The sequence below is a fragment of the Vagococcus carniphilus genome (assembly GCF_014397115.1).
Classification (GTDB): Bacteria; Bacillota; Bacilli; order Lactobacillales; family Vagococcaceae; genus Vagococcus; species Vagococcus carniphilus.
In genome coordinates, this window is sequence record NZ_CP060720.1 from 2547584 (window position 1) to 2571012 (window position 23429).

General features: G+C 32.8%; 25 protein-coding genes. 4 read left to right on the forward strand and 21 right to left on the reverse strand.

Going from position 1 to position 23429, the window contains the following annotated elements; all coding sequences use genetic code 11:
• The first annotated feature begins 158 nt into the window (after window positions 1–158).
• The gene (locus H9L18_RS12365; RefSeq protein ID WP_126796514.1) at window positions 159–1130 is read left to right on the forward strand and encodes a helix-turn-helix domain-containing protein; all 972 of its coding nucleotides are present in this window, start codon (window positions 159–161) and stop codon (window positions 1128–1130) included.
• Here the strand turns inward: H9L18_RS12365 and H9L18_RS12370 are convergent.
• From H9L18_RS12370 to H9L18_RS12405, 8 genes are all read right to left on the reverse strand, one after another.
• Window positions 1127–1672 carry a cadmium resistance transporter gene (locus H9L18_RS12370; RefSeq protein WP_126796512.1) on the reverse strand — a complete coding sequence of 182 codons (546 nt, stop codon included), beginning with the start codon at window positions 1670–1672 and terminating at the stop codon, window positions 1127–1129. The genes H9L18_RS12365 and H9L18_RS12370 overlap by 4 nt on opposite strands.
• Before the next feature lie 73 nt (window positions 1673–1745).
• Window positions 1746–2060, reverse strand: a complete 315-nt coding sequence (locus H9L18_RS12375) for a DMT family transporter (RefSeq protein ID WP_126796510.1) — start codon at window positions 2058–2060, stop codon at window positions 1746–1748.
• Between the two features lies 1 nt (window position 2061).
• Complete coding sequence (locus H9L18_RS12380) at window positions 2062–2391, reverse strand: DMT family transporter (protein WP_126796508.1); 330 nt, start codon at window positions 2389–2391, stop codon at window positions 2062–2064.
• A gap of 156 nt (window positions 2392–2547) precedes the next feature.
• Window positions 2548–3285, reverse strand: coding sequence for a sugar isomerase domain-containing protein (locus H9L18_RS12385; RefSeq protein ID WP_126796506.1), 738 nt, complete (start codon window positions 3283–3285; stop codon window positions 2548–2550).
• Window positions 3286–3288: 3 nt separating this feature from the next.
• Window positions 3289–4539 (reverse strand): PTS ascorbate transporter subunit IIC, encoded by a 1251-nt coding sequence (gene ulaA / locus H9L18_RS12390; RefSeq protein WP_126796504.1) that lies wholly within the window; start codon window positions 4537–4539, stop codon window positions 3289–3291.
• Between the two features lie 2 nt (window positions 4540–4541).
• Window positions 4542–4823 carry a PTS sugar transporter subunit IIB gene (locus H9L18_RS12395; RefSeq protein ID WP_126796502.1) on the reverse strand — a complete coding sequence of 94 codons (282 nt, stop codon included), beginning with the start codon at window positions 4821–4823 and terminating at the stop codon, window positions 4542–4544.
• Window positions 4824–4837: 14 nt separating this feature from the next.
• Window positions 4838–5263, reverse strand: a complete 426-nt coding sequence (locus H9L18_RS12400) for a PTS sugar transporter subunit IIA (protein ID WP_126796500.1) — start codon at window positions 5261–5263, stop codon at window positions 4838–4840.
• Window positions 5264–6907 (reverse strand): BglG family transcription antiterminator, encoded by a 1644-nt coding sequence (locus H9L18_RS12405; RefSeq protein WP_126796498.1) that lies wholly within the window; start codon window positions 6905–6907, stop codon window positions 5264–5266.
• Between the two features lie 348 nt (window positions 6908–7255).
• On the opposite strand from H9L18_RS12405, the gene H9L18_RS12410 reads away from it, so the two are divergent.
• Window positions 7256–8143, forward strand: coding sequence for a fructose bisphosphate aldolase (locus H9L18_RS12410; protein ID WP_126796496.1), 888 nt, complete (start codon window positions 7256–7258; stop codon window positions 8141–8143).
• Window positions 8144–8233: 90 nt separating this feature from the next.
• On the opposite strand, the gene H9L18_RS12415 is transcribed toward H9L18_RS12410, so the two are convergent.
• The 12 genes from H9L18_RS12415 to H9L18_RS12470 form a co-directional block, all read right to left on the reverse strand.
• The gene (locus H9L18_RS12415; protein ID WP_104859673.1) at window positions 8234–9403 is read right to left on the reverse strand and encodes an IS256 family transposase; all 1170 of its coding nucleotides are present in this window, start codon (window positions 9401–9403) and stop codon (window positions 8234–8236) included.
• A 179-nt stretch (window positions 9404–9582) separates the two neighbouring features.
• Window positions 9583–10800, reverse strand: a complete 1218-nt coding sequence (locus H9L18_RS12420) for an amidohydrolase (protein ID WP_126796646.1) — start codon at window positions 10798–10800, stop codon at window positions 9583–9585.
• Window positions 10797–12050 carry an amidohydrolase gene (locus H9L18_RS12425; protein WP_126796644.1) on the reverse strand — a complete coding sequence of 418 codons (1254 nt, stop codon included), beginning with the start codon at window positions 12048–12050 and terminating at the stop codon, window positions 10797–10799. Before H9L18_RS12425 ends, H9L18_RS12420 begins: the two co-directional genes overlap by 4 nt.
• Window positions 12051–12215: 165 nt before the next feature.
• Window positions 12216–14213: a transketolase gene (gene tkt, locus H9L18_RS12430; RefSeq protein WP_187559345.1), complete on the reverse strand. Its 1998-nt coding sequence runs from the start codon at window positions 14211–14213 to the stop codon at window positions 12216–12218.
• A gap of 18 nt (window positions 14214–14231) precedes the next feature.
• A complete protein-coding gene (locus H9L18_RS12435; RefSeq protein ID WP_376765026.1) occupies window positions 14232–15008 on the reverse strand; it encodes a triose-phosphate isomerase family protein in 777 nt (258 codons plus the stop codon).
• Window positions 15001–15786 (reverse strand): triose-phosphate isomerase family protein, encoded by a 786-nt coding sequence (locus H9L18_RS12440; RefSeq protein WP_126796575.1) that lies wholly within the window; start codon window positions 15784–15786, stop codon window positions 15001–15003. The genes H9L18_RS12435 and H9L18_RS12440 overlap by 8 nt, the downstream gene beginning before the upstream one ends.
• 2 nt (window positions 15787–15788) lie before the next feature.
• On the reverse strand, window positions 15789–16163 hold the full coding sequence (locus H9L18_RS12445) for a PTS glucitol/sorbitol transporter subunit IIA (RefSeq protein WP_126796577.1): 375 nt from the start codon (window positions 16161–16163) through the stop codon (window positions 15789–15791).
• Window positions 16164–16179: 16 nt separating this feature from the next.
• Entirely contained in the window at window positions 16180–17145 is a 966-nt protein-coding gene (locus H9L18_RS12450) for a 2-keto-3-deoxygluconate permease (protein ID WP_126796579.1), read from the reverse strand.
• Window positions 17146–17163: 18 nt separating this feature from the next.
• Window positions 17164–18504, reverse strand: coding sequence for a four-carbon acid sugar kinase family protein (locus H9L18_RS12455; RefSeq protein WP_126796581.1), 1341 nt, complete (start codon window positions 18502–18504; stop codon window positions 17164–17166).
• A gap of 12 nt (window positions 18505–18516) precedes the next feature.
• Complete coding sequence (pdxA, locus tag H9L18_RS12460) at window positions 18517–19518, reverse strand: 4-hydroxythreonine-4-phosphate dehydrogenase PdxA (protein ID WP_126796584.1); 1002 nt, start codon at window positions 19516–19518, stop codon at window positions 18517–18519.
• Between the two features lie 15 nt (window positions 19519–19533).
• Complete coding sequence (gene fsa / locus H9L18_RS12465) at window positions 19534–20178, reverse strand: fructose-6-phosphate aldolase (protein WP_126796586.1); 645 nt, start codon at window positions 20176–20178, stop codon at window positions 19534–19536.
• 2 nt (window positions 20179–20180) lie between these two features.
• Window positions 20181–20636 carry an RpiB/LacA/LacB family sugar-phosphate isomerase gene (locus H9L18_RS12470; protein ID WP_126796588.1) on the reverse strand — a complete coding sequence of 152 codons (456 nt, stop codon included), beginning with the start codon at window positions 20634–20636 and terminating at the stop codon, window positions 20181–20183.
• 166 nt (window positions 20637–20802) lie between these two features.
• Here H9L18_RS12470 and H9L18_RS12475 point away from each other — a divergent pair, with 166 nt between their 5' ends.
• Window positions 20803–21561 (forward strand): DeoR/GlpR family DNA-binding transcription regulator, encoded by a 759-nt coding sequence (locus H9L18_RS12475; protein WP_246433287.1) that lies wholly within the window; start codon window positions 20803–20805, stop codon window positions 21559–21561.
• A gap of 119 nt (window positions 21562–21680) precedes the next feature.
• Here H9L18_RS12475 and H9L18_RS12480 read toward each other — a convergent pair whose 3' ends face one another.
• Window positions 21681–22232 (reverse strand): class I SAM-dependent methyltransferase, encoded by a 552-nt coding sequence (locus H9L18_RS12480; RefSeq protein ID WP_221884910.1) that lies wholly within the window; start codon window positions 22230–22232, stop codon window positions 21681–21683.
• A gap of 119 nt (window positions 22233–22351) precedes the next feature.
• Between H9L18_RS12480 and H9L18_RS12485 the strand changes: the two genes are divergently transcribed.
• A complete protein-coding gene (locus tag H9L18_RS12485) occupies window positions 22352–23422 on the forward strand; it encodes an ABC transporter permease (protein WP_126796592.1) in 1071 nt (356 codons plus the stop codon).
• Window positions 23423–23429: the final 7 nt, after the last annotated feature.

Sequence of the window (23429 nt, forward strand, 5' to 3'; positions counted from 1 at the left end):
CCTTATAATTGTATTAGACGAAAAAAAAGATCACAATCATCTAACTGATAATTATTCTCACTAATAATTTAGTTTTATTGTAGCACTCGTAAAATTATGATACAATCACTTCACTATATTTGCGTCTAATCGTGATAGAAAGAATTGGAGATTTTACTTTGACTGATTACGAAAAATTAATACAACACCATATGTCTAATATTTGCCCAGATTATCCAAAATATAGTCCCATAGGAAAAGTTTATTATGAAAATAAAAAACATTATGAGGGATATTATTGGTTTTACGAAACAGATAATTTTGTCGTCGATATTAGCGATTTTTTTATCAAAAAAGATTTCATTGAAACAGATTCACACTACTTCAAACAACATATTTTACTCGTTAATAATTACATCATCTCTGGCAGTGGTGAATGGTTAAATCCTTACGAGACAATTGAGCCTTTCTCCATGTTTATCATGGATACAACGTCACCTTTTAAACGTTACCTACTCCATGGAAACTCCAGATTTCTAGGTGTAGGAATCAAATTTAAACAAAAAATGGTTGAAGACTACATCAAAAAAACAGGGGAAGAAGATTTTAATATATCAACTATCTTTTTTGGAACCCAAAACTATATGACACAACCTATTAGTAAATTATCTAAAGAAATTATCGATTGTAGACTCACAGGTGAAGAAGCAAAATTGTTTTTTGAAGAAAAAGCAGATGAATGGCTATCTATTGCTATTGACGCTTACAAAGAACATCAAGATAGAAAAGAACTTTCTTTTGAAGACCAAAATGGAATTGAAAATGTGGCTAGATATATTGAAGACCACTATCCATTTGATATTCCTCAAGATTTATTAGAAAATATTGCTGCAATGGGTGGAACAAAATTAAAAGAAACTTTTAAAAAAGTTTATCACATGAGTATTACTGAATTTACACAAAGAAAACGAATGAACATTGCAGAAAATTTATTATTAACAACTGACTTTGATTCAAAAGATATTGCCAAAGCTATCGGATATAACTCAGCTAGTCGTTTCAGCACTCTTTTCAAACGATACAAAGGCATATCACCTACTGAGTTTAGAAATCAAAAAAAAGAAGTCTCAATCAAGACTCCTTTTACTTAATTCACTAATATCCAAATACCTAATAACAAATAAATTAAAATGATGATAAGGTGCTCATGTTTTCTTATCGTTTTTTGAATAACTGGTATATTCCCAATTAAATAACCTAGCAATGACCATAGTGGAACCATTAAAGCGAATATGATACAAAAAATAAAAGTTTCTTTTGGTGATTGCTGACTTATTATTGGCACATAGACACCAATATTGTCAGCACCACTAGCAACCGTTAGCATGGCTACTTGCAGGAAAGTTATCTTTATAGTAGTTTGATCTGTACCTGTATCTTTTTGCGTCATTTCTTTGACTGCTAAAGCAATTGGTATTATCCCTAGCCAATTAACCGGTATATCCGTACTTTTTACTAGTATCGTGGAAATAATCAAACTAATAGATACAAGAGTAAATATACCTATGTATTGACCTATTAAGATATTTTTACGTTCATATCTATTTTTTGATTGTGCATATAAAAGAGTAAGTAGCATGATATCATCTACATTGCTACTTACAAATGCGATTATGCTTATAAAAATGATCATAGATATTCCTCCAAATACTTCATAAAGAGATTATACACTTTAATGACGACTATTTGGAAATTCAGCTTATTTTCTAGCCAACTAATTTTAATCCTATAACAGAGATGATGATGACAACCATACATAAGCTTTGTTGGCATTTAATTGTTTCTTTAAAGAATAAACCACCAATTATCAAAGAACCAACTGAACCAAATGCAACCCATATACTATAAGCAACTCCTGCTTCTAAAGTTAACATGGCTTTTGATAATAATAGCAAACTACAAGCAGCCATTAAAAAAGTAAGTATTCCCCAGAGTTTCATCTTAAAGCCTTGAGACTTTTTGAGAAAAAAGACCATCATTACTTCTGCACACCCTGATAATAATAAATACATGATATCCATTCTACGCTTCCTCCGTTGTCAGTTTCAAACCTAAAATACCTAATATTAAAAAGGAAGAAAAAAGAATTTTACCAGTTGAAATACTCTCTTCTAAAAATAAAATGCCAAAAATAATTGTCCCTACAGCACCAATTCCCGTAAAAACAGTATAGGCAACCCCAGTTGGTAAATATTCCATTCCTTTTGCAAAAAGATAAAAACTACAGATAACTAAAATAATTGTAGCGATTGAATAAGGTAATACTTGAAAGCTCTCAGATTTTTTTAAACATAACACCCAAAATATTTCTATTAATCCGCCAAAAATAACATACAGCCAATTTTTATTCATTTTATTTCCCCTTTTTCTTTTTTTATAGGACAGAAGACATATAGACAAAAAAAGACCGGATAAGAATTTATCTTATCCGATCTTTTCTAGATCCTCCGACACTATTTCAAATATATTATCATGATTAATAACAAAATTCAATAATTGATTTAATGATTAAAATTGATAATGAATTGAATCTTTGTACTGTTCATACAGTTCTTGATTCAATTTATCTCCACCATCAAGATTAGCTGAGTAGAAAATAGGCGGGTAGGTCATACCTGATTCTACTAATTTTTGACAAGTTTCAACCATGATGCTATTTAAAATCATTGAACCGATAACTGTTGAAGTTGGACCAACTTTTTGCTCAATTCCTTGAATATCACAAGTCGCATCTCCAATATCACCATGATTATCAATAACAATATCTGCTACTTCATATAAACATTTTCCAGATGAATGACGACTCGTAACAGATTTTGAATAAGTAACGTTTGTCAGGGCTACAATTTTAACCCCTTTTTTACGCGCTTCAAGTGCCATATCAATAATAATTGGGTTTCTTCCTGAAACAGAGTGTAAAATTAAAACATCATTTTCTTTGAAGTCAACTGTCTTAGCTAAAGCAACACCGTATCCTTCCAGTCTTTCCATTTGGCTTGTAAAAGTAATTGGTGAGCGGTCTAACATTAGTTCTTTACCAAAAATTGGATTAATTGTCATCATCCCACCTGCACGATAATACATCTCTTCCATTAAGATACCAGCATGACTTGCTCCAAAGATAAAAATAGATTGTTTTTCCAAATTAGCAGTCGTTAATAATTCAATCACTTGATTCATTGATTCTGCTTCTTCTTTTTTTACCACATTTAAAATTGATTCTACTCTATCCATGTATTGAAACATTTTCTAAAAACCTCCAAACAAGCTACCGATAAGTTTAGCAATGATTCCCCATAGAGATAAATCATTACCACCAAAAATTAAAATCCACCCTTGAATAGTTGTATTTAGGAAAGCTGCTGAGAGTCCAACTAATCCAACCATTACAACAGAAGCTGTAATCGTTCCGATAATCGATCCTCTTAAACCACCTTGTCCTTCACCAATAACAGCTGCTCCACCTAATTCAAAGAAACTTGTAATAACTAGTGGCACTAAAAGAACACCAAAGACATTAAATGAATTAGCTAATACAACTACAATTGTTGAAGTAATCATTCCTACAATAAAGCCGATAATAACAGCGTTTGGACGGTAGTTAAATAAAATTGGTACATCAAAAGCCGGTTTTGCTCCTGGTACAACTTTTTCTGCAATCCCTTGGAAAGCGGGTACAATTTGATTGATTAATAAACGTACACCGTAAAGCATAATTAATAATCCAGCACCAAAACTTAGTCCTGCATCAATTGAAAACATCACTAAGTTACCACCTTCTGGTACTAAAGCTGGAGCGATGATCCCTACAACAATATTCATAATAAACATAACTAAAGCACCAGTGATTGAAATTTCTCTAAAGAAAGATAAACCTTCTGGAATTTTTAAATCTTCTGTTGATTTACTTTTATTACCAACGCGTTTAGCAACAAAACCTGAAATCAGAGATAAAATACCTGTTGGGTGACCGATTAAGAAAGAGTCATCTCCAATAACATCCCAGACGTATTTTCTCATAATCCATGGCATAAATGACCAATACAAAGCAGATAAAATAGCCCCAAAGAAAATTAGACTAGTCCCTGTCATGCCAGCTTCTACTCCACCAGCCACAATAACAAATGGGAACCACCAAAGCATATGACCTGTTAGGAAAATTGTTTTAACAGGTGTAAAACGAGCAATTAATAAGTGAATAATTAAGCCGACAAACATTGCCAAACCAACTGTTCCACCATACTCTGCTGTAAAAGTTACATCTGATAAACCTTCAGTTACTTCTACTCCTAATTGTGATTGTACAGCACTGTTGATTGGCGCAATGGTTCCAACCAACATGTTAACACCTGCTGTTAAAGTAACCATACCAAATGCAGCTGATAAAGATCCCTTAACAATTTCAGAGATTGATTTTCTTTGTAAAATCAAACCAATCATTGCAATTAACCCTAATAAAACAGGGGGATTTTTCAAAATAAAATTAGTAATAAAATCCATGATTAATTACCTCTTTCTATTAAGAATTTTTCCATTTGTGCTTTAATTTCTTCTTTATCCATATACTTTTTAATCGGATAAACTGGATTTGTGACAGACGCTTTTAATTCGCCAGCTAATTCTTGACTTGTAAAATAAACATCAGCCACACTTGCTTTTGCAGTTGAAATATCTGTATTTTCTACGACAGCGTCAATGCCCATTTCCTTAGCAACTTTGTCAATTGTCATTTTTAAAACCATTGAACTCCCTACTCCAAATCCACATACGGCTAAAATTTTCATGTGTTTTCTCTCCCCTAGTTAAATAATTTATTTATTGCTTCTTTATTCCCGCTAATAATTGTTTGATACTTTGTTTCGTCCATAAAAACAGACATAATACTTTGAAGGCTTTCTAAATGGCTCTCGCTGTTTTCTGCTGCTAATACTAAGAAAATTTTGACTGGTTTACCTTCCAGTGACACTTCTTCTTTAGTCACCAGTAGACTCATAGATTGTGTGTTTACGCCTTCACCTGCTTTAGCGTGCATTAAAGCAAAATAATCCGTTAACACCATATATGGCCCATTATCTGCCACACTTTTTTTCATATTATCAACATAAGTTTGCGTAATCAGCTCCTTATCTAAAAGTGGTTGACTTGCTAAATCAACTGCTTCTTGCCAATTACTCATCCTGTCTACAACTTGAATATGGTCTTTTGTCAACATATTTTGAATCATTTATTCCTTCACCTCCAACATCTTTGTGATAAACCACTCTTTATTTTTTATGCCTGCCATAACCAATTTCATTATTTCTTCTACCTCTTTCATATCTTCTTCTCGAATCATTAATAGAACAACAACGTCTACTTTTTGATTGCCCCAAGGAATCGGTTTATCCAAAATTAAAACACTGATATTTGTTTTTTCAACCAACGTCGGGTTTCCATGTGGGATGGCAAAACCATTATCTAGATAAGTTGATTGAATCGTTTCTCTGTCATAAACAGATTGCTTGAACGCTTGTTTCAACTCATCATTTTCAAATGGTTGCTTGTCGATTAAATACTCCAAAGTCTCGTTTTTTTCCTTGAAACAGCCAAACAGAATATTTTTGGCTATGGTTTCAGCTGTCTTAGAGGAAATACTAATGCCTTGCATCATCTTCTCGTCATTTTCAACAATCAAATCAATGTAGTGATTCATAATATTTTTCATATCATTCACTGTGACAAGTGGAGAAATTTTAACCACTTTAATACCTTCAACTGAAATATCAATCGTTGAAATAATAAAATCAACTTCAGATAAATCCATGTGATTCAAAGCATTAACTGAAATAGTCTCAACACTATCAATATCTGGTAGTATTTTGGTAATTTTGGCTGAAACAAAAGAACTTGTTCCAATACCATTAGGACAAACAAATAGAATTTTTTTCAGTTTGCTAATTCGTTCAATTGCTGCTTGAATATGGATGACCACAAAACCAATTTCATCTTCAGAAAACGTCACATGATAAGATTTCGAAAAATCATTTAATGAAAACCATACAACACCATAAACAGTCGGGTAATTCTGTTTAATATCATCAATTAACGGGTTAACAACTGTACTTTTTGCTTCAACTCTTAAAAGAAGTTGATAAAGGTGAATGATTAAATCTTCTTCTAATCGTTTATCCTGAGTTAAATCCGTCTGCAAGCCTTCACTAATTTTTTGAATCAAATGCCTTGTCTTTCCTCTAAACGAAAACGGAATATTTTTTTCTTTTACAAAGAATTTAAATCCGCTTCCTATGATAAGTGATGTTAAATATTGAACTTCTTCAGGAGAAAATTGATAAATTTGTTTCTTCTCTAACTCTTTTAACAATTCATAAACGAGTGGATACTGATCAAATTCTAAAAAATCATGACTTCCTTTTGAGTGCTCATCAAAAACTATGGCGTTTCCACCTTTAGACCGCTCAATGATAAGTAGTATAGATACCGCAATGCTTTGAATGTAGCTTTCAGGCATATCGATTTTTTTCTTTTCAATCGCCAAAATAAATGACTCATAGATTTCTTGAAACAAATCAACATTGATTAAATCAGCAACTAATTGGAGTTGATCGACATTACTTAATACAGCTCTTTTTAATACCCGTTGAATATCTACTTCACTTCCATCAAAATAAGTACCAGAATTATCAAATTTTAATGATAGGCCTTCTTTAGCAAATAATTTTTTAATATAAATAATATCATTAGCAATGCTGCTTCTTGAAACAAAAAACTCTTCTGAAAGCATCTGGTAACTTATTCTTTCACCATCAATCAAACGTTTTAGTATTTGATTCCTACGTTCATTACTTGTTAAATTATAATTTTCTCCCATAACTATCACCCTCACTTAATAGTTTAGTCCATCTCTTTCATTTCAAGTAGACCAATTATAATAGCTCATTAAACGGTGTTCCCCTGTACACCTGTTTTACTGATACTTTAATCTCTCAACAGAATACTTTTCATATTACTATAAACGAGGGTTTTTTAACAGAAATATATATTTATCAATTGATGGATAACTATTAGTTCGTTAGTTTTTACTAATAAAATTATTAAATAAGACCTATTTTACAAATATATGGTATGTATTATTTCACAAATGATGTATACTATTATCAGGAATGATTTTTAACCATTCTTTTTATTGAACATAATACAGAAAGGGTAGGATTATTTGATGAATGAAGAACAATTGACTAGAATGACAAGTGGTAAAGGATTTATTGCAGCACTAGACCAAAGTGGTGGTAGTACACCAAAAGCTCTAAAAGCATATGGCATTGAAGAAACAAGCTACGATACAGATGAGGCAATGTTTGACTTAGTTCACGAAATGCGCTCAAGAATTATTAAAAGCCCGGCTTTTAATTCAGAACATATCTTAGGAGCTATTCTATTTGAAGGTACCATGTTACGAGAGATTGACGGAGTGCCAACCGCTGATTATTTATGGAATAAAAAGGGGATTTTATCATTCTTAAAGATTGATAAAGGTCTTTGCGAAGAAGAAAATGGGGTTCAGTTAATGAAGCCAATACCAAATTTAAGTGAAATATTTGAAGAAGCAAATCGTCATCATATATTTGGGACAAAAGAACGCTCATTAATTAAATTAGCTAATCCAAAAGGAATTAAAGAAGTTGTGGCTCAACAATTCGAATTAGGAAAACAAGTGGCAGCTGCTGGTTTAGTGCCAATTATTGAACCAGAAATTGACATTTTTAGCCCTGAAAAAGAAGAAGCTGAGAAAATGATGAAAGAGGAAATCATTAAGCAATTAGCTGCTTTAGAGCCTCATGTAAAAGTAATGTTGAAGTTATCTATTCCTACCATTGATAACTACTACGAAGATTTAGCAAATGATCCTCATGTTGTTAGAGTTGTGGCTCTTTCAGGTGGTTACTCACGAAAAGATGCTAATGAAAAATTAGCTCGTAACCATCAATTAATCGCAAGCTTTTCACGTGCTCTAGCTGAAGGTTTAACACATCAACAAACAGCTGAAGAATTTGATCATACATTAGAAGAATCAATTTCTGCTATTTATAAAGCATCAATTTCGTAAAAGTAGATAATAAATAAAAAAAGAAAGCTATCAAATTTAGGTTGCGTCAAGAATTATGTGTAAATGGAAAAAACCATTCTGTCGGTTAAGTTAAAACATTGATTCTAATGTATCTTGTATTTCTTTAAAACCTTTATGAATCCGACACAAAAATTTCTGATTATAGTTGTTGAATTGAGAAACTAAGAATCTCTCTAGAGATTCTTCATTAGGGAATTGTTCTTTTCTTTTTGTATATTTCTTTAATTGTTTGTTAAAACCTTCAATCAAGTTAGTTGAATAAATGGTTCTTCTGATTGATGGAGGAAAATTATAAAAGGTTAATATAGCAGGATTCATGAGTAATTTAACTACTCGTGGATACTGCTTTTTCCATTTATCTATCATAAAACTTATTTGATTCATAGCTTCTTCTTTTGAAGCTGCTTGATAAACCAATTTAAAATCATTACAGACTTCTTGTCGATCACTAACACGAACCTTATGAGCAATATTTCTAGAGATATGGACACAACATTGTTGAAATTGAGCATTTGGATAAATACTATGGATACTATCGTCAATGCCGCTTAAACCATCAGTTACGACTAATAAAACCTCTTCTAAACCACGGTCTTTTAGGTCTTGAAGTATTTCTTTCCAAACATACGAAGACTCAGTTGGAGCAATACTAAACCCAAGAACCTCTTTGGTCCCATCCAGTCGGATACCTATGACAATATATACAGCTTCTTTTGAGACAGTTTGTCTTTTTAAAGGAATGTGAGTAGCATCCATAAAAATGATTGAGTATTGGGATTCTAAGGACCTTTCTTTAAAAGCAACAACATCTTCAGATACTATTTGAGTGATATTGGAAATGGTTTGTGGTGTATAGTAATGACCATACATTTTTTCAATCAACTCAGAGATTTCAGACATAGTGATTCCTTTTTGAAATAATTGGATAATGGTGGTTTCTAAAGAGTCGTTACTTCTTTTATAAGCAGGCAACGTTTGTTGAGAAAACTCTCCATTTCTATCTCTAGGAATTGCCAAATTTAATTCTCCATACTCTGTTTTAAATGAACGAGAATAATTCCCATTTCGGGAATTACCTGAATTAAAACCAGTGCGATCATATTTCTCATAATCAAGAAAAGCCGTTAATTCAGCTTGTAGCAGTGTATTGATAGCTAATTCTAGATGACGACGGAATAAGTCATCCAAATCACCTTTATTGATTAGTGTTTCCATAATTTCTGTAGTAAAATTAGTCATGAGAAAGTCCTCCTATAAAATTTCGGTTGTGGTAACTTTAATTTTACAGAATGGACTTTCTTTTTATCTACCTAAAATTTCTATTTACACAAAATATTTTACGCTATCCAAATTTATGATTAAAATCATTTATTTGATAGCTTTTTAATTAAACTAAACTATAGACAAATCTTATTTATTTATGATTGAAAAAGATTTCCTTTATGAATTAAAACACGATTATTTTGATCAGTAGCTTGTGCTATTAACTCTGCACTCGATGCGGCGTTAACTAAAGTAAAACTAGCCTCATTTCCCTCTTTAGGCCAAACTTGAGTAGCCTTATCATCTAAAGGAGTTATGTTATTTGTAATTAGCCCTAGAGTTTCTCTAAGAGCCTTTTCGGAAGTTCTCCCAGTGTATTCCGCATAATCTTTTGCTTTATCCACAATATCTCCAGATACAAGAGGACTCCATGAATCATAAAATCCATCACAACCTAAGCCTACAAAAATATCATTTTCTTGTAATTCTTGAATTGGAATTAACGTGCTTTTTAAGCCAATTGGAGCAGTCGTTAAGATTTGAACATTGTGTTGTTTAAGTCTTTGAGTAAATTTATTTAATGTATTTCCTTTTAAACTCGCAATCCCGAAAGCATGACTGAAGCTAGTTTTTTGTTTGAAATCTTGTAACTCAATCATATCTAACCAGGTTTCCATTGTATAAATCCCTAATTGACCAAGGTCATGTAGATGCATATCTACATCGACTTGAAATTCTTTCGCAATAGCCATAGTGACCTGAAGAGATTCCTCAATATTTTTATCAATACCAGCTGGATCAAGCCCACCTAGTATTGTTGCACCATTACTTAAAGCCTCTCTTAACAAATCAGGAACTTCCTCATGTTTTAAAAGCCCATGTTGAGGAAAAGCAACAATTTCATAAGTAATATAATCACTATAATTCTCTAAAGCTTTTTTAACGCCATAAAAATTCTCAAGTTTAATAAAAGGATCAATATTAACATGGGTTCTAATATGATTAACACCATTATGAAGATGACGCTCAATCATTGTGCTTGCCCGTTTTTCTACTGTTTTTGATAAAGCAACTAATTCATCTGCTTCAAGTTCTAGACGTTGTTCTAAATCTTTAGCAGGTACGCATGCTTTCCATGGCTCAGAAAAGTAAGTCTTATCTAAATGATTATGCATTTCTTTAAATGCTGGCAGTAATAGCTGACCGTTAGCATCGTATCCTTCAGATAAAGGGGACATAGCACTTGCTTCAATAATTTTCTCTATTTTTCCATCTTTGAGTTTTAAATGAAAGAGCTTAGTATCTGTCTTAACTCTATTTAGATGATCTAAACTTTCTCCTACTTCAAGTCGCGCATTCCAAATCCATCTCATCCCCAATAAGCTCCTTTCAATTCTAGTTCTTCTTCTTTTAAAATATTTCCTCTAGAGATAACTGTTGATATAGGTGCTCTTCTTGCAATCATGTGGGCGCTACTAATAGCATCAACTAACAGTAAATTTGCTTCGTCGCCAACTTTTGGCCACATCATTTGCCCTTTTTCATCTAAAAGGTTAATGCCTCCATTAGAAAATTTCAATGTTTGAGAGAGGCTATACTCATCAATTAAGCCAAAACGTTGCGCTAAGGCGTTTAATTTTCGAATCGTATCACCACTTCCAAAAGGAGACCAATGATCAATTAAACTGTCATGAACAACAGCAACTTTAACTCCGTATCGATCTAAATCGAAAATTGGTAAAGTAACTGGAGCTTCTCCGATAGCAATAGTACTGGCAATTAGCACATTATGCTTTTTCAATCTTTCTGACAGTTTTTTTAACTCCTCATCAGAAATACCAGCAAGCGCAAATACATGGCTTAGCGTGATATTATTTGTAAAATCATACTGTTCTACTAAATCTAGGAGATGATGAATTTCAAACAATCCTAAAGTATCTGCATCATGTAGATGTATATCAATACCTAAGTCATATTTTTTAGCTAAAGAAACAATAGTATCTAGTGATTGATGAATATTTTTATCAACCATTGCTGGATCTAAACCACCAACATGTGTAACACCAAGACTTAGTGCTTGTTCAAAAAGAGTGATAAATTCTTGACCATTTCTATATAAACCATGTTGTGGAAAAGCAACAATTTCATAGGTAATGACGTCATCATATTCTTTAAGAAGTTTAGTTATTAGTTCGACATGACTTATTCCAACTGTTGGATCCACATTAACATGTGTCCGAATGTGAGTATGTCCCAATGAGATATAGTGTTTGATTAAGTGCCTAGCTCTTTCTTCGGTAACTGATTCTAAATCTTTTAATAGTACCTCTTCTTCTTTAATACGACTAAAAACACCATTCTCAGCAGGCATTGGCGCAATCCATTCTCCGCCAAAGTATGTTTTATCTAAATGAGTATGCATTTCTTTGAATGCTGGAATCATTAACTGTTGTTTAGCATCAATAATAGTTGCGTCACGACAATCAATATTTTTATCTATTTTTGAGATAACTCCATTTTTTATTAATATATCAAAAATTTCTGTATTTGTTTTGGTAACAATTTGATTGTCATTATAGTTATAAGAAACTTCAAGACGGACGTTTTTTATAAGTTGATTCATAATATATTAACTTCCTTTCTTTTTATAAGTTCATTCTATTTTTTATATAAAGTTGCGTCAAGAGTTATGCGTAAACAGACTAATTTAAGTTCATTTCTTATTTTGCTTTTAATAATAAAAAAGATAACACACTGAATTTCAATGCGTTATCTTTTTCAATTTTAATTATAAAGATTTAAATGTTTTAACCACATTTTCAACAGTAAAGCCGTACTTTTCAATCACTGTATTACCTGGAGCACTTGCTCCAAAACGGTCAATTCCCATCACTTTTCCATCTAATCCAACATAACGTTCCCAACCAAATGTTGCTCCCATTTCAATTGAAACGCGTTTTGTGACTGATTTAGGTAAAACAGATTCTTTATAAGAAGCTTCTTGTCCATCAAAGACTGCTGTTGATGGCATTGATACAACTGATACATCAATTCCGTCTTTTGCTAATTCTTTTTGAGCTTCCATTGCTAAGTTCACTTCTGAACCTGTTGCAATTAAGATACCTGCTGGTGTGTCTGCTTTTGATGCTGATAAGACATAACCACCACGAGCTACCCCTTCGTAAGCTTTCTCTTTTGTTCCCTCAAGAACTGGTAGGTTTTGACGAGAAAGAGCTAAAACAGTTGGTGTTTCTGTTGAAGTTGCTGCTATCTTCCAAGCGGCTGCTACTTCGTTACCATCTGCTGGACGAATTAAGTTTACATTAGGCATACTACGTAAGCTTGATAATTGTTCAATTGGTTCATGTGTTGGGCCATCTTCCCCAACGGCAATTGAATCATGTGTTAAGACATAAGTAACTGGTGCTTTTTGAATAGCTGATAATCTCACAGCTGGGCGTAAGTAGTCAACAAACACGAAGAATGTTGCACCATAAACACGTGTTCCACCATGAAGAGCAATTCCGTTCATCGCTGCTGCCATTCCAAATTCACGAACACCAAACCAGATGTTACGGCCTTCATAAGAACCTGGTTCGAAGTCTTTTTCTCCAGCAATCATTGTATTGTTTGATGAAGATAAATCTGCTGAACCACCCCAAAGATTAGGCATTGCTTTAGCTAATTCTTGGATAGCTTCTTTACTTGTAATACGACTAGCAGAAGAATCTCCTACTTCATAAACTGGTAAAGCTTTTTCTAAATCAACTGTTACTTCATCTTTAAAGGCTGCTTCAAATTGAGCTGCCAATTCAGGATAAGCTGCTTTATATGATGCAAACATCTCATTCCATTCTTGTTCAGCTTTTTCACCTTTAACAATCATATCTTCGTTAAAGCGAGTAGCTACTTCTTCTGGAACAGTGAATTCAGGGTAATCCCAACCGTAAGATTTTTTAGCATGAGCCAAACCTTCAGCTCCAAGAGGAGCTCCGTGAACTTTGTTTGTTCCTTGATTTTCTGCTCCAAAACCAATAATTGTTTTTACTTCAATAATAGTTGGTTTACCTGTTTCTTTTTTAGCTTCTTCGATCGCATTTGAAATAGCTTCTAAATCATTGCCATCTTTTACTAAAAGATGTTGCCAACCTGTTGCTTCAAAACGATTTTTAACACTTTCGCTAAATGATTTATCTAATGGACCATCTAATGAAATATCATTTGAATCGTAAAGAACGATTAATTTATCTAATTTTAAGTGACCAGCTAAACTAGCAGCTTCTTGAGAGATACCTTCCATTAAATCGCCATCTCCACATAAAGCATAAGTATAATGATCAACCACTTTAAAGTTATCTTTGTTGTAAGTAGCAGCTAAGTGAGCTTCTGCCATAGCAAAACCAACACTCATTGCAATCCCTTGTCCAAGAGGACCTGTTGTTGCTTCAATTCCGTCTGTATGCCATACTTCTGGATGTCCTGGTGTTAAACTATCCCATTGACGGAAATTTTTTAATTCTGACATTGGTAAGTTATAACCAGATAAATGAAGTAAACTATATAACATAGATGAACCATGTCCAGCAGAAAGAATAAAACGGTCACGGTCTGCCCAATTTCTTGATGTGTTTGGGTTTACTTTTAAATGTTTTGTCCATAACGTATAAGCCATTGGAGCAGCTCCCATTGGTAAACCTGGGTGTCCTGAATTGGCTTTTTGAATCATGTCTAAACTTAGTGTACGAATGGTGTTAACACCTAATTGATCTATTGAATCGAATCTCATTATCTTATCTCCTACTAGTTATTTATTACTTTCTATAATTTTTACAATTTCAGCATATCGACTTGGTTCACTCCCAAATCTGCCAACAAGAACACCGTCTATGTCTTCATTGTCGATAATTAGTTTAGTATTTTCTGGGCTGACAGAACCACCATAAATGATTCTCAGTTTTTCAATATCAGAGGAATTAAAATATTTATTTAGTCTGCTCCTTATTCCTTTGACAACTTCATGAACATGAGGGTAATTAGAAGCATATGTTTGCCCTACTGTCCAATAAGGTGTATAAGCAATAACAATATTCTCAAGTTCTTCACTCTTTACTTGATATAAATTATTATAAAGTTGACGCTCAATTTCACTTAAAACTTCTTCTAAGTCATCTGTTTTTTCTTTTTCACCCACACATAAAATAGGGGTCAAGTTATTATTTAAGGTTAATAATAGCTTTTTATTAATCAATTCCTCTGTTTCACCAAAAATTAATCGTCTTTCCCAATGACCTATTTCAACAAATTCACCTTTAATATCGATTAATGACTCAATCGAATATTCTCCAGACATTTCTCCATGCTCGATAGGAGCAATATTTTGTGCACCTACTTTAATATTGGTTTCTTTCGTTACCTCAGCAACTGAATGAATCGTTCCCATTGAAGGAAGAATGACTTTTTCTACCTGATTACTATTTTTCAATATTTCTACTAGTTCTCTTGAAAATTGAATCGCATCTTGATTCTTATTTTGTCGCATTGCCCAATTCATTACAACAATCGGTTTTCTCAATTCACTCACTCCTTTTTTTCATAATAATTTCTTTTGATATTTCTCTAAAGTTTTTAGGATCATGACCAAAACGTCCAATAAATAAGCCATCAACTTCTTTTGAAGCTACTAAAGCTCCTGCATTTTCTTTGGATACTGATCCACCATAAATTAAATGGATTGATTGTGCTACTTGTTCTCCCATTAATTCTGATAAAACTTCTCTAATCAATCGGTGATTATTATGAACAATTTCTACTGGTGCTGCTTCCTTTTTGCCAATTGCCCAAGCAGGTTCATAAGCAAGTACAATATTATCTGTTTCGTTAATAATAATACCTTTGAAGTAACTTTTTAACTGATCTTGCATATATTCCTTAAAAGCATTTCCTTCGAGAATAGTCTCTTCAGAACCAACACAAATTAATGGGGTTAATTCATTTTCTAATGTTAGTTTTATTTTTTTATTAATTAGTTCTCTCGATTCATTAAATAGAGTAATTCTTTCATAATGACCAATTTCAACGACATCTCCACCTATATCAATTAAAGATTCTATTGAATACTCACCAGTAAATGCGCCATTTTTTTCTGGTGCAATATTTTGTGAACCGTATGAAATAGAACTTCCTTCAAAAATATCTCTTGCTACATGTAAACTACCCATGCTTGGAAATAAATAAACATCCATATCATCTAAATTACCTAATGATGTTAACTCTTGCTTCATTTGTTTAAAAAGAGTAGTTGTTTCTGATTCTGTATTGATATAGTTCTTAAAATTCATTGCTATAATTGGTCGTCTCATGTTTATTCTCCTCTAATGATTATTTTTTCCCCAACCTTTATTTCATTTAGTGTAGTTGGTTCAATGTAAAGTGTTCCAGGTAATTTAGCTTGGTCTTTATTTTCAACTTTTATCGTAAAATGACCAATCTGTTCGATATTGCTGTTGACCAAATGTCCCACATCCGTAATTTTAAATTCTGATGAACCAATACTTAATGTATCACCCAATTCAATATCGGATTGTAAAACCATTTTAGAAACCATTAGACTATAATTTTTAATTTGAGTCATTACTGTTTCAGCTGGAAATAGTAAAATCATTCCTTCGCTTAAAAAATCTTGATACCTATCTCCAACTTCTAACACTTGACAAGAAAGTTTTATTTTTTCAGACATATTTCTTTTTCACTCCTTACTGTTTTAGATTTGGTTGTTCATTTAATCTCTCAGGACCATATTTTTTCTTCACGAATTTGTCAAAGTACGTTAGCATAACAGGAGCAATCAGTAATGTAATAATACTCGCTGTAGCTGCCTGAGCTGTTGCCATTTCCACATAAGGTTGAAGAGAAGGATCTGCTTCTGCTACGATTCCTGGTGTTAATGCTGAGTTAGCTGCAACTGTTCCTAGTAATACACCCAATGCCGTCTTCTTCTTTAAGAATAAATTGTATAAGAAGAAATATAAAATACCAATTACTAAAGAAATAATACCTAGTAATACACCCGAAAATCCAGCCTGTAAGATAGTACCAATACTTGTATTAGCACCTATAGCAAACGACATAAAAATGATAACAAGAGGTTGGGCTTTACTACAAAGATCCTTGAATTCACTATCTAAATTTCCCCAGATAGCTCCCAGTAATAAAGGTATTATCATAGCAACAATTTGTTGCCACGGGATATCTGCTAAACCTGTCATTCCCATTGCTACCATCGTTATAAACGGGCCATCTTTAATTGAAAAGATTGAAATAGCTCCTGTATCACTAGCATTTCCATATTCTGATGACATAGCAATATAAAGAGAACTATTAGAACTAGTCAGTGTTGAAATTAAAACAAACGGTGTTAGTCCAAGGACACCAGCTGGCCCAAAAATATTTCCTACAATATAACCTACTCCAGCACCTACAATAAATTTCAAAAGAAGTAAAACTGACCCTTTATAAAGAGGTAATCCCGCTTCTTTAAAGTTAATGGCCGAACCACAAACAATTAAAAACAATCCCATCATAGCTGCATTTCCATTTTTAAATAAAGCTGTGGCTGGTCCGCCGATTTCTAAAAGAGATGGGAAAAATGTATTAACTAAAATAGCAGTTAATAAGGGTACTATAATAAATCCTCCTGGAACTTTTTTCAGAAACTTCATTTTTTTCTCCCTTTCTTACTAGTTTTCTTCAATCAATTTATTAATAGCTACTGCAGCGGTGTCTAACTTGCCAGTCAATCCACCTTTACCAATAATTTTCAGACCTGAATAGTTACCACCTATTACTTTACCAAAGTCAGTTTGAGGTATAACGTAATCGATTAACTCAATTCCAACTGCCCCAATTGATTTTAGAACAGTCACCATAGTATCGCCACCTGTTAAATATAAACCATCTATTGAGCTATCTTCACGATCTTCAAGTAATGATAAAACAGTTGTCCCTAACATATCATTGATATTAGCAGCAGACCTTCCTTTTTCAAAACCATTTTTGGCATCGAGTTCGTCTAAATTAGTAGCACCTGAACTGACTGCTGTTTCAAGTACAGTAACGTTTGTCGCTACATTAGACATACTTTTTTTAGCTTTTTCAGCTATTTTTACTTCTAATGCCTGTCTTTGAGTATCTCCACCATCTAAAGCGCTTACTATTGGATCAATAGATAAACTTTCGACATTTTTGAATGCTTGAATATATTTAATTTGATCTCGTGTAACAGCTGTCGCACTCCCTGCAACCGCTATCACTTTTCCGTCTTTTTTAATCTGATCTCCACTAGGAAGATTAGAGTCTGTCATATTCTTTCGGCCTAATCCATTATTTAAAGCCAAAGCTGTCGAAAATGGACCTGGATCAATCGCTAACACACGCCAATTTAATTCAGAAACACTTTCAGCAATCATTTCAATTTCTTCAATTGAAACTGCATCACAAATAATAATACGTGCTCCTAATGATTTTTGATACGCTAAAGCTGCTTTAGTTGACTCTTTCCCACCAAGTATAGAAGCTAAACCAACCATTCCAATCTTATGTCTTGTTTGCTTTCCAATAATTTCTGGAACATACGTCTCTTTAATTGGTGTTCTAACATCATTAGCAACATCTGTCTTTGATAAAGCAATTCCATCTATAATTGAATAACCACCTACCAAGATGCGATTTGATTGGGGCATGGATGGAACCATTACCCCTATCGTATCGTCTGGAAGATTATCTAAAAACTCATCTACCTCATGCCCAATTCCTCCACGCAAAGTCGTATCTATTCTTTTAGAGAACATGTTACAACCATTAGAGACAAGTTTTTCTAAATTATGATGAATACTTTTTTTGGCATTTTCTGGTGACAGATGACGGCTATCGCTACTTAGAACAATTGCTTCCATTTCAGCGACGTCTGTTTTAGAAAAATCAGAGAAGAAAGCAGCCGTTCTAATATTATTTCGCGCAAGTAAAACACCTACTGTTGTTGCGCCTGTTAAATCATCTGCAATTATCCCTACCTTATTCATTCATTTTCCCCCTTATCGATTGTTTTTCATATCCCAATAATCAGCTGCAACCATAACTGATTCATATAAACTAATATAATTAGCAATTCCTTTACCTGCAATATCAAAGGCTGTTCCATGATCAACAGAAGATCTCATAAATGGTAATCCCCATGTTATCGTAATTGCTCTTTCGAAATCTAAAGTCTTACAAGCAATATGTCCTTGATCATGATATAAAGATAAAATCGAATCATAATGACCTTGTAAAGCAAGATGGAAAACAGAGTCTGCTGGAACCGGTCCAACCACATTTAAACCTTTTTCTTGTGCTTCTTTTACAGCTGGAATTAATTCCAATTCTTCTTCATTTCCGAATAATCCGTTATCTGATGCATGTGGATTTAACGCAGCCAAAGCAATTTTAGGATTATCAAAACCAATTGATTCAAAAATTTGGTTTATTTTTTCTAAATAATCAACACATCTCTCTTTTGTCACATGGTCACACGCATTTCTTAAAGACATATGACGACTTAAGAAAAACACTCTCAAGTTTCTTACATGAAACATTGTTAAACCAAAGTCTGATTCTGTATTGTTTTCAAAAATTTCAGTATGACCTTCTTCTTTAATACCTACTAGTTTGATAGCTTCTTTATGAATAGGTGCTGTCCCGACAACATCTACAATACCTTCATTTCCTAATTCAATTGCTTTTAGAACAAAATCAACTGACATTTGACCTGCCAATTTTTGAACTTTTCCATACTCGATGCTTTCACAATCGTACTCACCAGTAATTAATAAATCGATTGTACCAAATTTAAAAATGGCTTCTTTCACATCAGTAATAACATTTAATTTAAAATTAGATTCTTTTAGTGCCATAGCTCTTTTAATAGTTCCTTCAGCACCAATTAAAAGCGGATTCATTTTTTCATAAACTTCTTTTTGAGATAATGTTTCCACACATGTTTCTGGTCCAATTCCTGCTGGATCTCCAATAGTTATTGCTACAATAGGTTTTTTCATTTTTATTCGTCTCCTTTATTTAGTAAACTGTTCCCAGTCTTTTTCAAATTGTTCAATTCCTTTTTCAGTTAATGGATGAGTCAACATATTGTCAAATAATGCTGGTGGTATTGTGGCAATGTCACAGCCTGCTAAAGCCAATTCTTCAACATGTTTTATCGAACGAACACTAGCTCCTATAATTTCTGATTTATAGCCAAAAGTATCTATGATTGAACGACATGAATGAATTAAATCAAATCCGTCAGTTCCAATATCTTCTAATCTTCCTAAAAAGGGACTAATAAATGTTGCTCCTGCTTTAATAGCTGATAAAGCTTGTGTCACATTAAAAATTAAAGTAACATTTGTTTTTATCCCTAATTTGGATAGCACCGAAACAGCTTTTAATCCTTCTTTAGTCATCGGGATTTTTACGACTACATTTGATGACCATTGAGCTAACTCTTTTGCTTCTTCAATCATTTCATCAGCCTTAGTTCCAACTACTTCTGCACTTACCGGTCCTGCTGTAATTTGACATATCTTCTTGATTGTTTCCTCAAAATCTTTTCCCTCTTTAGCAATAATTGATGGGTTCGTTGTCACACCATCTACTAACCCCATCTCATTTATTGCTTGAATACTTTCAACATCTGCTGAATCAACAAAAAATTTCATCTTTACTCCCCACTTTCCATTGCTATAATTTGTTCTATTTTTTTAGCTGAACTTTTTCCTCTATCGTCTAAAGTAAATGTATTATTTAAGTAAGTATCTACAATTTTTTTAGCTAACTCTGGTCCAACAATCAAAGAGCCTATCGTTATAATTTGCGCATTATTACTTAATTGAGCTCTTTCTGCTGAATAAACATCATGCGTTTGAGCGGCTCTAATTCCTTTTACTTTATTAGCTGAAATTGCCATACCTATTCCTGTTCCACAGATGAGTATTCCTCGGTCTAGCTTATCATTAATAATATCATTTGCTACGCTTTCTGCAATCTTTGGATAATCAGTTTTACCATCAGCTTTAACACCGTAATCAACTACATCAAAACCTTGTGTTTCAATATAATTTTTTAGCATATCTTTTAATTCATAACCATTAATATCTGAGCCTATTCCAATTTTCATGAATAACTCTCCTTTCGTTTACAAACATATCGTAAGTCATAATTCTATATTCGGCAATAAAAACATTATATTAGAAAGTATATTAACTTCGTTTCTTTCGTTTTATCTTTCTTTTGATTTTCGTTTGTGTGTGTTATATACTAAATTGTGAAAGGATTTGATCAAGATGAAAAAAAGAAGGGATGAAATTGTATCTATTGTAAATGAAAAAAATGAGGTTGGCGTTACTGAGTTATCGAAAAAATTCAACGTATCTAAACCAACCATTCGTGCTGACTTAAATGAATTAGATGAACAAGGATTAATCCATCGAACCCACGGTGGAGCCAAAAAAAAAGAATTAGACTTCCCATTAAAAGATTCTGAATATGATGAAAGAAAACTAAAAAATATCGAAGACAAAAAAGAAATTGCCAAAAAAGCTTTATCACTTATTGAAGACGACGATTGTATCTGCTTAGATGCAAGCTCTACTTGTTATGAATTAGCAAAACTGATCTTTTATAGTGATAAAAAAATTACTGTTTTAACAAGTGGTTTGAGAACAGCTAACCTTTTAAAAGAATCTAATAACCTAACTGTTATCATTATAGGAGGAATTGTTAAAGCAAAATCTAATGCTGTTGAGGGTAATCTATCCAGTAGTTTAATCCAAATGTTTAACATCAAAATATTTTTTACCTCTAGCTATGCCATTTCAATTAATGAAGGATTATCTGATTTTAGCTTACATGAGGCAAACTTAAAAAATGAATTAATAAGGTCTTCTTTAAAAACTGTAGCTCTAATTGATCATACTAAATTTAATAAAAATTCAATCATTAAATTCGGAAACTTGTCTGATATCAATGCTATTATTACTGATAAAAAAATTAGCCCTGAAGTTTACAAGCAGTATAGTCAGCGTATAGATATTATAAAATAACCAAAAAAACAGGATGGCTAACTAATTCTTTGCCATCCTATTTTTATTACTGCCTAATATCAAGTAAAAATAAGTTCTTTCCATCTAATTTTCTATAAACCTGTAATAAAATATTTTAATTATCCAATTTTCACCGCATCCACTATCAATGAAGGAAACACCAAACTCTCTCCCTGATTTCTAGGATCACATTTTTTAGATCTATAAATTAAGCCATCTCTTATATCCCATTCATTGTGATGAAACCGACCATTTTCATCACAATACTCTAGTAATCTAGCTTCATATCCTGCTTCTTCAAACATCGCAGTTAATAGACGGTAATCATAAACAATTTTATGGTCAGCAGCTGGATGATCTTTAGGACCTGGACCACCAACTTTAACAATACTCTGATAAACCTCATCTTGAAAGAACGCATCTGGTACTGCGCAACGAATGTAGCCATCTTTCTTTAAATAGTTGTAAGCTATTTTGGCAGCTACTACTCCTTCTTCATAAGTCAAATGCTCCCAAACGTGCTCTACTAACATCGCACTAATTGAGCATTCTTTAAACAGTTTAGCCCAAGTCGTCTCATCTAATAAATTCAGTTCATTCTCTTCTGTATGTATCCATCCTGGATTATTGTTATATCCTCCTGAACCGACAACAACTTTTAACTCTTCCATAATCATATCTCCTCCAATCATTTATACGAAAAAAAATTGTATTCATAATACTTCTAAAAGTCTGTTTTAATTACAAACATGATACAATTTATATAGATAAAAAGGAAGGAGTGACTTATATGTTTTTAGCCATTAATGAAATTAAACATTCCCTTTTTCGTTATTTTTTAGTAACTGGCGTCATGTTTTTAATTGCTTATCTTGTCTTTTTTCTTACAGGACTTGCTTATGGACTTGCTGAAGACAACCGAACTGCCATCGACAAATGGGAAGCTGATCATATTATTCTATCCAAAGATTCCAATGAAAACTTAAACATGTCCATGATTCCTCCTGAAAACTTTGAACACATTAAATCAACTGACAAAGCTCAGTTAAGACAAACACCTAATATCATCTCTAAAAGTGGTAACTCTGAAACCATTAATGTTGCCTTTTTTGGTATTGATCCCTCAGAATTTTTAACGCCTAACATTATTGAAGGACACCTTTTTAAAGAAAAAAATGAAGCTGTTCTTGACCAAAGTTTAAAAGAACTCAACAATATCAACATTGGGGATACTTTAAAACTTTCAGGAAGCACCGCTAAGATTAAAGTTGTTGGTTTTACTGATGATGCTAAATACAATATCTCTCCTGTCATTTTCGTTTCAATGGACACCTTTAAAACCGTCAAATTTAAAAATGATAGTTCTTCAAAAAATGTTAACTTACCACTAAATGCTATTGTTACGCGTGGTAAACCACAAGACGTTCCAAGTACACTCAAAACAATTCCAATCAAAACCTACATTCAAAACCTACCTGGCTACAACGCCCAAGTTTTAACATTTGGTTTCATGATTGGCTTTCTTATTTTAATTGCTGCCATTGTAATTGGTATTTTCATTTATGTTTTAACAATGCAAAAGATAGATATCCTTGGTGTCATGAAAGCTCAAGGTGTTTCTAATCGTTATATTTCTTTTTCAATTGTTTGCCAAACCTTTATTCTTTCTATTACTGGTGTTGGAACTGGAATGCTCCTGACTTTCTTAACTTCTTTAGTTCTTCCTAAAAAAGTTCCATTTGCAATTAATCCTTCTTTTTACTTAGTTATTGGATTTTTAATGGTTATATTTGCCTTAATCGGAGCACTTTCTTCAGTTAAATCAATTGTTAAAATTGATCCCTTAGAAGCAATTGGATAGGAGTGAA